This is a genomic window from Phyllobacterium sp. SYP-B3895 (assembly GCF_009647635.1).
GTDB lineage: Bacteria > Pseudomonadota > Alphaproteobacteria > Rhizobiales > Rhizobiaceae > Phyllobacterium > Phyllobacterium pellucidum.
Genome location: NZ_WJIG01000001.1, coordinates 424,703 through 438,937, shown reverse-complemented (window position 1 = coordinate 438,937; position 14,235 = coordinate 424,703). Strand labels below are relative to the sequence as shown.

At 59.6% G+C, this 14,235-nt stretch carries 11 protein-coding genes and 1 pseudogene; 10 read left to right on the top strand and 2 right to left on the bottom strand.

The window, feature by feature from the left end:
* Positions 1 to 80: 80 nt before the first annotated feature.
* Positions 81 to 563, bottom strand: a complete 483-nt coding sequence (locus GF108_RS02100) for a hypothetical protein (RefSeq protein WP_246663818.1) — start codon at positions 561 to 563, stop codon at positions 81 to 83.
* A 225-nt stretch (positions 564 to 788) separates the two neighbouring features.
* Here GF108_RS02100 and GF108_RS02095 point away from each other — a divergent pair.
* From GF108_RS02095 to GF108_RS02050, 10 genes and pseudogenes are all read left to right on the top strand, one after another.
* Positions 789 to 1,061 (top strand): annotated as a pseudogene (locus GF108_RS02095) (SelT/SelW/SelH family protein); the annotation flags it as partial.
* Between the two features lie 112 nt (positions 1,062 to 1,173).
* Positions 1,174 to 2,130 (top strand): sugar-binding transcriptional regulator, encoded by a 957-nt coding sequence (locus GF108_RS02090; protein WP_153666682.1) that lies wholly within the window; start codon positions 1,174 to 1,176, stop codon positions 2,128 to 2,130.
* Between the two features lie 121 nt (positions 2,131 to 2,251).
* Entirely contained in the window at positions 2,252 to 3,571 is a 1,320-nt protein-coding gene (locus GF108_RS02085) for a sugar ABC transporter substrate-binding protein (protein WP_153666681.1), read from the top strand.
* A 98-nt stretch (positions 3,572 to 3,669) separates the two neighbouring features.
* A complete protein-coding gene (locus tag GF108_RS02080) occupies positions 3,670 to 4,542 on the top strand; it encodes a carbohydrate ABC transporter permease (protein ID WP_153666680.1) in 873 nt (290 codons plus the stop codon).
* A 4-nt stretch (positions 4,543 to 4,546) separates the two neighbouring features.
* Positions 4,547 to 5,377: a carbohydrate ABC transporter permease gene (locus tag GF108_RS02075; RefSeq protein WP_027230656.1), complete on the top strand. Its 831-nt coding sequence runs from the start codon at positions 4,547 to 4,549 to the stop codon at positions 5,375 to 5,377.
* An 18-nt stretch (positions 5,378 to 5,395) separates the two neighbouring features.
* Positions 5,396 to 6,397: an ABC transporter ATP-binding protein gene (locus GF108_RS02070; RefSeq protein WP_153666679.1), complete on the top strand. Its 1,002-nt coding sequence runs from the start codon at positions 5,396 to 5,398 to the stop codon at positions 6,395 to 6,397.
* Positions 6,398 to 6,412: 15 nt separating this feature from the next.
* Positions 6,413 to 7,189 carry an L-iditol 2-dehydrogenase gene (locus GF108_RS02065; RefSeq protein WP_153666678.1) on the top strand — a complete coding sequence of 259 codons (777 nt, stop codon included), beginning with the start codon at positions 6,413 to 6,415 and terminating at the stop codon, positions 7,187 to 7,189.
* 55 nt (positions 7,190 to 7,244) lie between these two features.
* Positions 7,245 to 8,723: a mannitol dehydrogenase family protein gene (locus GF108_RS02060; RefSeq protein WP_153666677.1), complete on the top strand. Its 1,479-nt coding sequence runs from the start codon at positions 7,245 to 7,247 to the stop codon at positions 8,721 to 8,723.
* Position 8,724: 1 nt separating this feature from the next.
* A complete protein-coding gene (locus tag GF108_RS02055) occupies positions 8,725 to 9,411 on the top strand; it encodes an HAD family phosphatase (RefSeq protein ID WP_153666676.1) in 687 nt (228 codons plus the stop codon).
* On the top strand, positions 9,408 to 10,991 hold the full coding sequence (locus GF108_RS02050) for an FGGY-family carbohydrate kinase (protein ID WP_172982551.1): 1,584 nt from the start codon (positions 9,408 to 9,410) through the stop codon (positions 10,989 to 10,991). The genes GF108_RS02055 and GF108_RS02050 overlap by 4 nt, the downstream gene beginning before the upstream one ends.
* A gap of 27 nt (positions 10,992 to 11,018) precedes the next feature.
* On the opposite strand, the gene polA is transcribed toward GF108_RS02050, so the two are convergent.
* Positions 11,019 to 13,970, bottom strand: coding sequence for a DNA polymerase I (gene polA, locus GF108_RS02045; protein WP_153666674.1), 2,952 nt, complete (start codon positions 13,968 to 13,970; stop codon positions 11,019 to 11,021).
* Positions 13,971 to 14,235: the final 265 nt, after the last annotated feature.

The following is a 14,235-nucleotide window of genomic DNA, read 5'->3' as shown; positions in this document are numbered from 1 at the left end:
TTTTGCTCCAAGCCAGCCGAAGTGCGGGCTTGGGAGGATGTCCGCGACTTCGGTCAGGCTCGGCGTAAACGCGGCTCGGGTTAGCCCCGCTTTGTGAATTCCATCAGCCAGTTGGTTTCCCAGGTCTCGCCGCCATCCTTGGAAAAGGCCTGGGCCCAGAGCGGCTTTTCGGGCGATGGGGTCCAAAGGAATCGGACGCGAACCGGCCCGCCGTCATCCGTGTCGTCACCGTAAAAGATACCCTTGCCGCCATCGAAATGGCCGATGACCGGCGGAAACAGGCAATTGCTGCGGCTGTCAGCCCAATGCAGCGACCAGGAACCGTCGCGCGGGTTGAAGAGGCGCAGCGTCAGGCCGGCAAAGCCCTTCTCCGGAATATCCATCTCGTCGATATTGGCGGTGTCCTGCAGGAGTTTGCGGACGCGCGATGTCGCCTGGAACTCATCCCACTCATCCGAGCCGACAAATCGATGTTTGAGCCGCTGGTTGCGGATGTTCCAGTCGCCGATGAGGAAATCGAAATCAGTGGCACTGCCGATTGTCTCGGGCCTCGCGTCCATCATCGTTCCCTCCCGCTTACTGTGTCCTCAAACAGAAATATAACGCAGGCCTCCTGACAACCTCCTGTCAGGAGGTGGCGGGAAGAACGGGATTGAGAATTGCGGGAGGGATTACGTGTGGGTGGACAAGATGGCGGGGGGAGGAACCGCTAAGCGCACCCGGCCCATCGGGCGCCCCTTTTCATGCTGCTGCTTCCAATAGGAAAGGAAAGTGATATCTAAAGAGGCATGACGTCAAAACCGCGCATCACGATTCAATATTGTACTCAGTGCAACTGGCTCCTGCGTTCGGCCTGGATGGCGCAGGAACTCCTGTCAACCTTCGGCGCCGATCTTGGTGAGGTGGCGCTCGTTCCAGGAACCGGTGGCATTTTCGAGATTCACGTCGATGGCGAACGCATCTGGGAGCGCAAGCGCGATGGCGGTTTCCCCGAGGCGAAAGTCCTGAAGCAGCGCGTGCGCGACATCGTCTGGCCCGAGCGTAATCTCGGACACTCAGACGGGCATAACCGGGCCCCCGCCAGCGACGAGCACAGTGAGGAGCTTAAGGGCGGGGCAAAAGCCACCCCCGCCAGCGACCAGCAAAGCGGGAAGCTTAAGGGCGGGGCAACCAATGAGTAAGCCGGAGGTTACCACAACGCGGCTCGACGATGCTGCGCGTGCCGGCTGGCTCTATTATGTCGCCGGCAATACGCAGGATGAGATCGCAGCCAAGCTCGGGATTTCGCGCCAGTCGGCGCAGCGCATGGTCTCGCTCGCCGTCTCGGAAGGTCTCGTAAAGGTAAGGCTTGACCATCCGATTGCACGCTGCCTCGACCTCGCCGCGCAACTGCGCGAGCGTTTCGGCCTGAAGATGACGGAGGTTGTGCCGACCGATCCAGGCTCGACCTCGACGACACTCGGTGTCGCCGATGCGGCCGCAGCCGAAATGACACGCTGGCTGAAATCGGAAACCCCGATCGTGCTCGGCATCGGCACCGGACGCACGCTCAAGGCGGCGATCGAGCAGCTGTCGCCGATCGAATGCCCGCAACACAAGGTGGTATCGCTGACCGGTAATATTTCGCCGGATGGCTCGGCCGCCTATTACAACGTCATTTTCAATATTGCCGACAAGATCAAGGCGCGGTCCTTCCCGATGCCGCTCCCGGTCATCGCCTCTTCGCCGGAAGAGCGCGAACTTCTGCACGCGCAGGCGATGATCCGTCCAGTGCTGGAACTTGCCGCCATGGCCAATGTGGCGTTTCTCGGCATCGGTGATCTTGGCGATGAGGCGCCGCTTTTTGTCGACGGCTTCATTTCGCGCGAGGAACTCGACGCCTTGCGCCGCGCTGGGGGCGTCTGCGAGATTATCGGCCGCGCCTTCGACCGTAATGGATCGCCCATTGCCGGGCTGACGAACGAGCGCGTGGCCAGCGCGCCGATCCCTTCTTGCGAGACCGCCATGGTTATCGCCACCGCCATGGGCGCGCGCAAGATGCAAGGGATTTCGGCGGCCATAAAAGGCAGGCTTATCAACGGCTTGATTACCGACGAGCAAACGGCGGAAATGCTTCTCGGCGAAAAGTAGATATCATCTTGTTTGGTCTTATGTTGCAACGCAGCGACGAATTGCGCTTGACTTGTTTCGCCGTTGTGTGAGTATTTGCTCAACAAGCTAGCAAATGCTCATAACATTCGGGAGGAATGAGATGTTAACGAGAACGCTTCTGCTCGGCGCTGCATCGGTGCTCGCCATGGCGAGTTTCGCGCACGCGGAAACCACGCTGACCATCGCCACCGTCAACAATGCCGACATGGTGCGCATGCAGAAATTGACCGATGACTTTTTGACGAAAAATCCGGATATCAAGCTCGAATGGGTAACACTCGAGGAGAACGTCCTGCGTCAGCGCGTTACCACTGACATCGCCACCAAAGGCGGCCAATATGACATCATGACCATCGGCACCTATGAAACGCCGATCTGGGCCAAGCAGGGCTGGCTCCTGCCGCTCGAGGGGCTTGGCGATGCCTATGACAAGTCCGACCTTCTGCCTGCCATCAGCGATGCGGTCTCGGTCGACGGCAAGCTCTATGCCTCGCCGTTCTATGGCGAGAGCGCCATGGTCATGTACCGCAAGGATCTCGCCGAAAAGGCGGGCGTCACGATCCCGGAAAAGCCAACCTGGGACCAGATCGCCGAAGCCGCCAAGAAGATGACGGACAAGTCCACCGAGACTTACGGCATCTGCCTGCGCGGCAAGGCCGGCTGGGGCGAGAACATGGCGCTTTTGACCGCCATGGCCAATTCCTTCGGCGCGCGCTGGTTTGACGAAAAGTGGCAGCCGCAGTTCGATCAGCCGGAATGGAAGAAAGCGCTTACGTTCTACGTCGACCTGATGAAGGAAGCCGGACCTCCCGGAGCATCCTCCAACGGCTTCAATGAAAACCTTGCGCTTTTCCAGACCGGCAAGTGCGGCATCTGGATCGACGCCACGGTTGCTGCATCTTTCGTGACCAATCCGAAGGACTCGAAGGTCGCCGACAAGGTAGGTTATGCACTGTTCCCCACCGGTGACGCGGGGCCTGACAATCACGGCAACTGGCTCTGGGCCTGGAATCTCGGCATTCCTGCCGGCACCCAGAAAGCGGAAGCCGCGCAGAAGTTCGTCTCCTGGGCGACCGACAAGGCCTATACGGAGCTCGTCGCCAGCAAGGAAGGCTGGGCCAACGTTCCCCCAGGCACGCGCAAGTCGCTCTATGCCAACCCGGAATATGAAAAGGCGGCGCCCTTTGCCAAGATCACACTCGACGCGATGAATGCGGCAAATACCAGCAAGCCGTCCGTCAAGCCTGTGCCCTATACGGGCGGCCAGTTCGTAGCCATCCCTGAATTCCAGGGTATCGGTACGGCCGTGGGCCAGCAGTTCTCGGCAGCGCTTGCCGGCTCCGTCAAGGTCGATCAGGCACTGACGAGCGCCCAGCAGCTCACCACCCGCGAAATGACCAAGGGCGGCTATATCAAATAAGGATCCTCCTGGCCTCGGACGGTTCGCTGACGCAAATGTCGGCGGACCGCCCGAGCCTCCTTTGCTTCTCGTAACGGCAAACGCATCGGAACCTGACCATGGCCACGCACCAGACGCGCGCAACTGCCCGTATCATGATGTCACCGGCTGTCATCCTTCTATTTCTCTGGATGATCGTGCCGCTCGTCATGACACTGTATTTCTCGTTCCTGCGCTACAATCTGCTCATGCCGGGAACCGAGGAATTCATCGGTTTCCTCAACTACAAATACTTTCTGACCGACCCTTCATTCTTCACGGCGCTCGGCAATACGCTTACCCTTGTCGGTGGTACCCTGCTCATCACCGTTATCGGCGGGATCCTTCTCGCATTGGTGCTCGATCAGCCGTTTTTCGGCCAGGGCATCGTGCGGCTTCTCGTCATCGCACCGTTCTTCGTCATGCCGACCGTCTCGGCGCTCGTGTGGAAGAACATGCTGATGCATCCGGTCAATGGGCTCTTTGCCTGGATCGCCCGATCGTTCGGCTTTCAGCCCATCGACTGGTTCGCTGAAGTCCCGCTATTTTCGATCATTCTTATAGTCGCCTGGCAGTGGCTGCCGTTTGCGACGCTTATCCTTCTGACCGCGCTGCAATCGCTCGATGGCGAGCAGATCGAAGCGGCGGAAATGGATGGCGCCGGCGCCTTGTCGCGCTTCTTCTATCTGGTGCTCCCCCACATGTCGCGTGCGATCACCGTGGTGATCCTCATCCAGACGATCTTCCTTTTGAGCGTCTTTGCCGAAATCCTCGTCACGACCAATGGCGGACCGGGCATCCAGACGACGAACATCACCTACCTGATCTACGCGCAGGCACTGCTGCAGTTCGACGTCGGCGGCGCTTCGGCAGGCGGTATCGTCGCGGTGATCCTCGCCAATATCGTCGCCTTCTTCCTCATTCGCCTCATCGGCAAGAACCTCGAGAGGTAAGATCATGGCCAGAGCAATCTCGACACGCCGCAAACTGACCTTCTCCATTCTTGGCTGGGCGATCGGACTTCTGATCTTCTTCCCGATCCTGTGGACGTTCCTGACAAGCTTCAAGACCGAGGGCACCGCCATTGCAACGCCCCCGCAGTTCCTGTTCTTCGACTGGACGCTCGAGAACTATCACGAGGTGCAGGCGCGCTCCAATTATATGAAGCATGTGACCAATTCGATCGTGATATCGGTGGGTTCGACCCTGATCGGCCTCGCGCTTGCCATACCGGCCGCCTGGGCCATGGCGTTTTCGCCGACAAAGCGTACCAAGGACGTCCTGATGTGGATGCTGTCCACAAAGATGATGCCGCCCGTCGGCGTTCTTGTGCCGCTCTACCTGATCTTCCGCGATTGGGGCCTGCTCGATACGCGGCTTGGTCTTGTTGCGGTCTTGACCATGATCAACCTGCCGATCATCGTGTGGATGCTCTACACCTATTTCAAGGAGATCCCCGGCGAGATCCTTGAAGCGGCGCGGATGGACGGCGCATCGCTTATGAAGGAAATCGTCTATGTGCTGACACCCATGGCGGTGCCCGGCATTGCCTCGACCATGCTGCTCAATATCATTCTCGCATGGAACGAGGCGTTCTGGACGCTCAATCTCTCCGCCGCGAATGCTGCACCGCTTACGGCATTCATTGCGTCTTACTCCAGTCCCGAAGGCTTGTTCTGGGCCAAGCTGTCGGCTGCATCCACAATGGCGATCGCCCCCATTCTGATCATGGGCTGGTTCTCGCAAAAGCAATTGGTACGCGGCCTGACATTCGGCGCGGTGAAATAAGATTTCAGGGAGGACATGATGGGAAGCATCACACTGCAGAAAGTATCGAAGTCGTTTGGAACGACATCGGTCATTCCGGAAATCGACCTGGATATCAATGATGGCGAGTTTGTCGTCTTCGTCGGGCCGTCAGGCTGCGGAAAATCCACGCTGCTGCGCATGATCGCCGGCCTCGAGGACTTGAGCGGCGGGCGCATCGTCATCGACGGCAAAGACATGTCCAACGAAGCGCCGGCCAAGCGCGGGTTATCCATGGTGTTCCAGTCCTATGCGCTTTACCCGCATATGAGCGTTTACGGCAACATCGCCTTTCCGCTCAAGATGGACGGGCAGGACAAGGCCGCGATCGACAAGAAGGTTCGCGATGCCGCGAACATTCTTAACCTCACCAACTATCTCGATCGTCGTCCCGGCCAACTCTCCGGCGGCCAGCGCCAGCGTGTCGCCATCGGCCGCGCGATCGTGCGCCAGCCCAAGGCATTCCTTTTTGACGAACCTCTGTCGAACCTCGATGCGGCACTTCGCGGCAACATGCGCCTCGAAATCAGCGACCTGCATCATCAGCTGAAGACGACGATGATCTATGTGACGCATGACCAGATCGAGGCGATGACCATGGCCGACAAGATCGTGGTGCTCAATGCTGGCCGTATCGAGCAGGTAGGGTCGCCGCTCGACCTCTACCGGAATCCGCGCAATCTGTTCGTCGCCGGTTTCATCGGCTCGCCGCGCATGAACTTTATCGAAGGCGCCCATGCCGCCAAGCTGAATGCCGCGACGGTGGGCATACGTCCCGAACATATGCGTATCTCGACAAGCGAAGGCACATGGCCGGGTACTGTCGGCGTCACCGAGCATCTCGGCTCCGACACCTTGATTCATGTCCAGTCCGACGGGATCGGCAAGATCACTGTACGGACCGACGGCGATTTTCCGGTCGAGCACGGGCAGAAGGTCTTCATCACGCCTGAGGAGCGTCGCGTCCATCGCTTTGATGCGAACGGACAGGCCATCCAGTAACCAAGAGCATATCCAATGAACAGACTGCAAGGAAAGACAGCATTCATCACCGGGTCAGCCCGCGGCATTGGGCGATCATTCGCCGAGGCCTATCTGCGCGAGGGCGCGGCTCATGTGGTGATTGCCGATATCGATCTAGAACGGGCCCGGCAGACGGCAAGCGAGCTTGGTGAACGTGCCCATGCCGTTCGCCTCGATGTTACCGACCAGGCTTCGATCGATGCCGCCGTCAAGGAAGCCGTCGACAAGTTCGGCGGGATCGACGTGCTTATCAACAACGCCGCGCTTTTCGACCTGGCCCCGATCGTCGACATAACGCGCCAAAGCTATGACAAGCTGTTTGCCGTCAATTTTGCCGGCACGCTGTTCACCTTGCAGGCTGTCGCCAGGGCGATGATCGCACGCGGCAAGGGCGGTAAGATCATCAACATGGCGAGCCAGGCCGGCCGACGCGGCGAGCCGCTCGTTGCGATCTACTGTGCGACGAAGGCTGCGGTGATCAGCCTGACGCAGTCTGCCGGGCTCAACCTCATCGAGCATGGCATCAATGTGAACGCCATCGCGCCGGGCGTTGTCGACGGCGAGCATTGGGACGGTGTCGATGCTCTGTTCGCAAAATATGAAAACCGCCCGCGCGGCGAAAAAAAGAAGCTCGTTGGTGAAGCGGTGCCCTATGGGCGCATGGGCACTGCTGACGATCTGACAGGAATGGCGATATTTCTTGCCAGCAGCGAGAGCGATTACATCGTTGCCCAGACCTATAATGTCGATGGCGGCAACTGGATGAGCTGATTTTCCCGGCGCTGATTTGCCGGCTCAAATGACACAAGAAGAGGGGTTAAGCCCGATGACTGTTAAACTCTCGCAAGCAGCGCTCAAGCAGATGCCGCAGAATGTTGGCGTTCCGCGCTATGACCCGGCCAATCTGAAGGCAGGTATCGTTCATTTCGGCATCGGCAATTTCCATCGCGCACACCAGGCGGTCTATCTCGACGAACTGTTCAATGGCGGTTCGGATCACGAATGGGCCATCGTCGGCGCGGGCGTTCTTCCTTCAGACGAAACCATGCGCCAGAAGCTTTCCGACCAGGATTGGCTGACGACCGTTGTCGAGCAGGATAGCGGCCACCGCGTGGCCCATATCACGGCATCGATGATCGACTATCTTGAACCGGCTGACACGGAAGCCACGATTTCGCGCCTCGCGGACCCGACGATCCGCATCGTGTCGATGACGATCACCGAAGGCGGCTATTTTATCGATCCGGCCTCGGGCGTGTTTAATCCCAAACATCCCGCGATCGTCGCGGATGCGGCGAATATCAAGAGCCCTAAAACCGTTTTCGGCCTTATTCTTGCCGGGCTGATGCGCCGCCGCGACGAGGGCACCGAGCCCTTCACCGTCATGTCCTGTGACAATATTCCTGGCAACGGTCATGTGACCAGCGATGCGGTGAGCGGACTTGCCGCTCTGATCGACACCGGCCTTGCGAAGTGGGTCAAGGACAATGTGGCTTTCCCCAACAGCATGGTCGATCGTATCACGCCGGCAACGACCGACCGCGAGCGCCAGATGCTGGCGACGGATTTCGGCGCAGAGGATAATTGGCCAGTATTCTGCGAGCCGTTCAAGCAATGGGTGCTCGAAGATCACTTCCCCACTGGCCGCCCGGCACTCGAAAAGGTTGGGGTTACCTTCGTCAAGGATGTCGCGCCGTATGAGCTCATGAAAATCCGCATCCTCAATGGCGGTCACGCGGCAATCGCCTATCCGGCCGCATTGATGGACCTTCATTTTGTCCACGAAGCCATGGAGGAGCCACTGATTCGTGATTTCCTCACCAAGCTCGAGCGCGATGAGATCATTCCCGTCCTGCCGCCGGTACCCGGCATGCCGTTCGACGAGTATTTCGACCTCATCGTCAGGCGCTTTTCCAATCCCAAGATCGGCGATACGATCCAACGCCTTTGCCAGGATGGTTCCAACCGGCAGCCGAAATTCATACTGCCGACCACCGCCGACCGGTTGAAGGCCGGCAAAAGCATCACCGGGCTTGCGCTGGTTTCAGCGCTCTGGTGCCGTTTTTGCGCGGGTACCACCGACACGGGCAAGCCGACGAATTATCTCGATGCCAGCGCCGAGCGGCTGAAAGTTGAGGCGCTCAAGGCAAAGGACGACCCCAAGGCGTTCCTCGCAATGAGCGACATTTTCGGCGAGGTCGGGACCGCTCCGATTTTCGTTGAAACCTTTACCCGCCACCTGCGCACACTCTGGGACAAGGGCACGCGCGAAACGCTGACGCTCTATCTCCAGGGCAAGCTCTGAGATGGCCAAGCCCGCACTCGTCATCTTCGATTGCGATGGCGTGCTCGTCGACAGCGAGCCCATTTCCATCGCGGTCCTGCTCGATATGATAGCCAAGAGTGGGACGACCTTGTCCGAGGACGATGCTTATGACCGCTTCCTCGGGCGCAGCATGACGACGATTAGCAAGATCCTGCACGAGGATTACGGCTTTGCCGCAAGCGATGCCGATCTCGATGAGATGCGGGCAAATCTCTTCGCGCGATTCAAACGTGACCTCAAGCCGATCCCCGGGATAGCCGATACGTTGCGGGTGCTCGACATACCGCGTTGCGTCGCGTCGTCGAGCCAGCCCGATCGGATCCGCCTGTCGCTGCAACTGACCGGGCTGATCGATTTGCTTGACCCCCATATTTTCAGCGCAACCATGGTGAAGCATGGCAAGCCTGCGCCCGACCTCTTTCTCCTCGCCGCGCACACCATGAAGGCTGATCCGGAAGATTGCGTGGTGGTGGAAGACAGTCCCGCCGGCATCGAGGCGGCAAAAAGCGCCGGAATGCGGGTCTTCGCCTTCACCGGCGGCACACACTCGCGCGGGGGCCGGCTGGAGGCGGCACTTGCGTCTCTCGGCCCAGACCGTATATTCAACGACATGTTGCAATTGCCCGGCTTGCTCGCCTCGCAGGAAGCCACACCGAAAGTTCGTTGATGCCGAAATTCGTCTGTGCGGTCGATGTTGGTACCGGAAGCGCCCGCGCGGGTATTCTTGACGTAAACGGCAATCTGCTCGGGCGTGTCGAACATCCAATCCTGTTGAACCGGCCTGTCGGCGACCATGCCGAGCACGATTCGGAAGACATCTGGAAATCCGTGTGCATCGCCGTGCAGGGCGCGATCTTAGAATCGGGTATCAGTCCCTCGGATATCGCGGGCATAAGCTTCGACGCAACCTGCTCGCTTGTGGTCCGTGACGCGGACGGCGCTCCGCTCACCGTATCGACATCGGGCGAAAACCGCTGGGATACGATCGTCTGGCTCGATCACAGAGCACTCGCGGAGGCTGATGAATGCACCGCAAGCCGCCACAAGGTGCTGGAGCACCTTGGCGGCGTCATGTCGCCGGAGATGGAGACGCCGAAGCTGATGTGGCTTAAGAGGCACCTACCGGAAACATGGAAGAAAGCTGGCTACTTTTTCGACCTTGCCGACTATCTGACCTGGAAAGCAACAGGCTCACTCGCCCGTTCCCAATGTACGCTGACCTGCAAATGGGCCTATCTCGCACATGAGGAGCCGGGCTGGCTGCCGGACTTCTTCGCGGCCATGGGTATTGCCGACATGCTCGAGCGCGGCAGCCTCCCGAAGCGCGCGAGTCCCGTCGGGACCGATGTCGGCGCCTTGACGCAAGATGCCGCCGATGCGCTCGGACTGACGACCCAATGTCACGTCGGGGCGGGGTTGATCGATGCTTACGCGGGCGCGCTTGGTGTTCTTGCCGGGTTCGCCGGCGACCTGTCGCAGATCGACCGCCACCTTGCGCTGATTGCCGGGACCTCGAGTTGCCTTATGGCGCTGTCGCCGGAGCCGATCTCCTTCAGCGGCGGATGGGGCCCCTATTACGGCGTCGCCTTGCCGGATTGCTGGCTGAGTGAGGGCGGACAATCCGTAGCGGGCGCGCTGCTCGACCACATGATCCGCTGGCATGGCGCCGTTGGCGAGCCGAATGCCGCGCTTCACAAGAAGATAACGGACCGTGTCATGGAACTGCGCGCCGGCGAAGGCCTGGATCTCGCGGGACGCCTGCACGTGCTCCCTGACTTCCATGGAAATCGTTCGCCGCTTGCCGATCCGCATGCGGTGGGCGTCATCAGCGGCCTGACGCTCGACACATCCTTCGACAGTCTTTGCCGGCTGTACTGGCGCACCTGCGTCGCAATTGCCCTTGGAGTGCGCCACATTCTCGATGCGCTGAACGACAAGGGCTATGCGATCGACACGATGCATGTCACCGGCGGGCACATCAAGAACCCGCTGCTCATGGAGCTTTACGCAGATGCGACCGGTTGCACGGTCGTGACTTCCGCAGCCGAGGATGCGGTGCTGCTTGGCACCGCGATGGTCGCCGCCACGGCGGCTGGCCTTTACCCGGATCTGCCCTCGGCGTGCCTCGCCATGAAGCAAGGCGGACACGAACGGCAACCAAATCCAGATGCCCGCCGGCGTTTCGACCGCGACTATCGCATTTTCCTCGAAATGCACGCGCAACGGCGCGTACTCGATTCGCTTTAGAACAATTCTTTCGCGGCAGGCACCGCTCTAATGCGCTTCATCCCAATTGTGCGCCGCGCGCGCATCGACCTTGAGCGGCACGGATAGCGAAACGGCAGGCATTGCCGCATTCTCCATCACATCGCGGATCACCGGTATCGTCGCCTCGACCTCCGCTTCCGCGGTTTCGAAGATCAGTTCGTCGTGCACCTGCAGCAGCATCCGCGCTGAAAGCTTGGCTTCGTCAAGGGCGGATTCCATCCGCACCATGGCGCGGCGGATGATATCGGCAGCCGATCCTTGTATCGGTGCATTGATAGCGGCGCGCTCGTTGAAGGCGCGGTGCTGCGGATTCGACGAGCGGATTTCGGGATAATGCGCGCGGCGTCCGAAGATCGTCTCCACATAGCCGTATTGGCGGGCAAAGGCCTTGGTCGCTTCCATATAGTCCCTGATTCCGGGAAATCGCTCGAAATAGGTGCGGATATATTGGCCGGCTTCCTCGCGCGGGATCGACAACTGGTTGGCAAGACCAAACGCGGAAATGCCGTAGATGATGCCGAAATTGATCGCCTTGGCGCGGCGGCGCACTTCCGCCGGCATGTCCTTGACCGGAACGCCGAACATTTCCGAAGCGGTCATTGCGTGGATGTCGATGCCATCCGCAAAGGCCTGTGTAAGCTGCGGAATTTCCGCAACATGTGCGAGCACGCGCAGTTCGATCTGGCTGTAGTCGGCCGAAATCAGCTTGTTGCCGGGCTCTGCAATGAAGGCGGTGCGGATCTTGCGACCTTCAGCCGTCCGCACCGGAATATTCTGCAGGTTCGGCTCGGATGAGGAGAGGCGGCCTGTCGATGTCGCGGCAAGCGCATAGGATGTGTGGACGCGCCTAGTGCGCGGATGGATATAACCGGGGAGGGCGTCCGTATAGGTCGATTTGAGTTTCGTCAGCTGCCGCCAATCGACGATCTTGCGGGGGAGTTCGTGGCCTTCCGCCGCCAGTTCCTCGAGCAATTGGGCTGTGGTCGACCATTGGCCGGTCTTGGTCTTGGTCCCGCCGGGAAGGCCCATCTTGCCAAAGAGGATGTCGCCCATCTGCTTGGGCGAGCCGATATTGATCCGCTCGCCTGCGAGCTTGTAGATATCGTCTTCGATAGCCGCCGCCGTCTGGGCAAAATCGCCGGAGAGGCGGGAAAGGATTTGCCGGTCGACCGAAATGCCGCGCTCTTCCATGCGTGCAAGCACGGGAATGAGCGGCCGCTCCAGACGTTCGTAGACGGAAGCGATACTATCGGCGGCAAGGCGCGGCTTCAAAAGACGCCATAGCCTTAAGGTGACATCGGCATCCTCGCCTGCATACTCGGCGGCGCGCTCGATCGGCACCTTGTCGAATGTAACTGATGACTTACCAGAGCCGATCAACTCCTTGTATGCCATGGGCTTGTGACCGAGCCAGCGATCGCACAGCGCATCCATCGAATGGCTGCCCTCGCCGGCGTCGAGCACGTAGGAAATAAGCATCGTGTCGTCGAGCGGGTGAAGGTCGATGCCATGGCGATGCATGATCAGCCATTCATACTTCATCCCATGCGCGATCTTCAGAACAGAACGGTCTTCGAGGAGTGGCTTCAGCCTGGCAAACACCTCCTGCTCGGGTATCTGCCGCTCGACCAGTCCGCCGCCAAGAAGATCGCCGTCACCGGATTTATGGTTAATCGGTATATAGGCAGCACGGCCCGGACGCGTTGCCAACGAAATGCCCACGACATCGGCCTGCATGGGATCAGGTGAATTCGTTTCCGTATCGAAGGCGATGATGCCGGAGGTCATGGCCTCGTCGATCCAGACCTGCAAGGTCGCGACATCGCGGATCGTGACATAGGCGCTCCTGTCGAAGCGCGCCGCAAGCGCCTCGTCAGTGCGCGACTTGACCAGGTCAGCCGGCGTTGCCGTGAAATTCTCCGTACCCGACCGCGCCGTGGGCGATACCGCCGACGGCGACTTGATCTCCACAGGCTCGAAATCTCCAGCCTCGACGTCGAGATCCGGGCCATGGGCTTCGGCAACCGCTTCGATTTTCAATTGAGCGGGGGCAATCGAGCTGGCGTCCACGCCAGTCGCTTCCGCGGCGCGGCGCGTCAGCGCGTTGAATTCCATCGCCTTGAGGAAAGCGATGAGTTTCTTTCCGTCCTGCGGCTCGAGACCGAATTCCTCAAGCCCGACCTCGACGGGCGTGTCCTTTTTCAACGTCACGAGCTGGCGCGAAATGCGGGCCTGCTCGGCGTGCTCGATGATGTTTTCGCGACGCTTCTGCTGCTTGATGTCCCCCGCGCGCGCCAGGAGCGTATCGAGATCGCCGAACTCTTCCAGCAGTTGCGCGGCCGTCTTTGGCCCAATGCCTGGTATGCCCGGCACATTGTCGGTCGAATCGCCGGTCAGCGCCTGGAGGTCGATCATTTTCTCCGGTGGCACGCCCCACTTTTCGATGACGTCCGGGATGCCGATCTGCTTGTCCTTCATGCTGTCATACATGGACACGTTCGGCGTCACGAGCTGCATCAGATCCTTGTCCGACGAAATGATGGTGACTTCGGCGCCGGCTTCCTCGGCCATGCGCGCATAGGTCGCGATGAGGTCATCGGCCTCGTAGCCGTTCATCTCGATGCAGGGCAGGTTGAAAGCCTTGGTCGCCTGGCGGATGAGACCGAACTGCGGAATGAGGTCCTCCGGCGGCGCCGAACGGTTGGCCTTGTATTCCGGATAGATCTCCTTGCGGAAGGTGTGCGACGAATAGTCGAAGATGACAGCAAAATGTGTCGGGGTATCGCGCACCGATGTGTCGCGCGCCTCGCGCAACAGTTTCCACAACATGTTGCAGAAGCCCGCTACCGCGCCAACGGGAAGGCCGTCGGATTTGCGCGTCAGGGGAGGGAGAGCATGATAGGCCCGGAAGATGTAGCCGGAGCCGTCGACGAGGAAGAGATGATCACCTTTTTTCATGGGCGATAGGATTAAATGATGATCCTCGAAAATGGAATGACATGGCGATTTCTTTCAACGAAAGATCCGGAGGCACCTGACGCGTCCTGACAGGAGTGCGGTTCTTTCCACAGCCAGCGAGGGTATCCATCGGGGCCTGAGCCGGCTCACCAGATCATCACACGTTTGTTACAAAGATGTAATCTTCCGTGCCCTTGAATTGCCACGGTTTGCCTCCCAAATTCAGGGTGTCGACGTTAGATCGATGTCCGGATTTAAGGCTCGT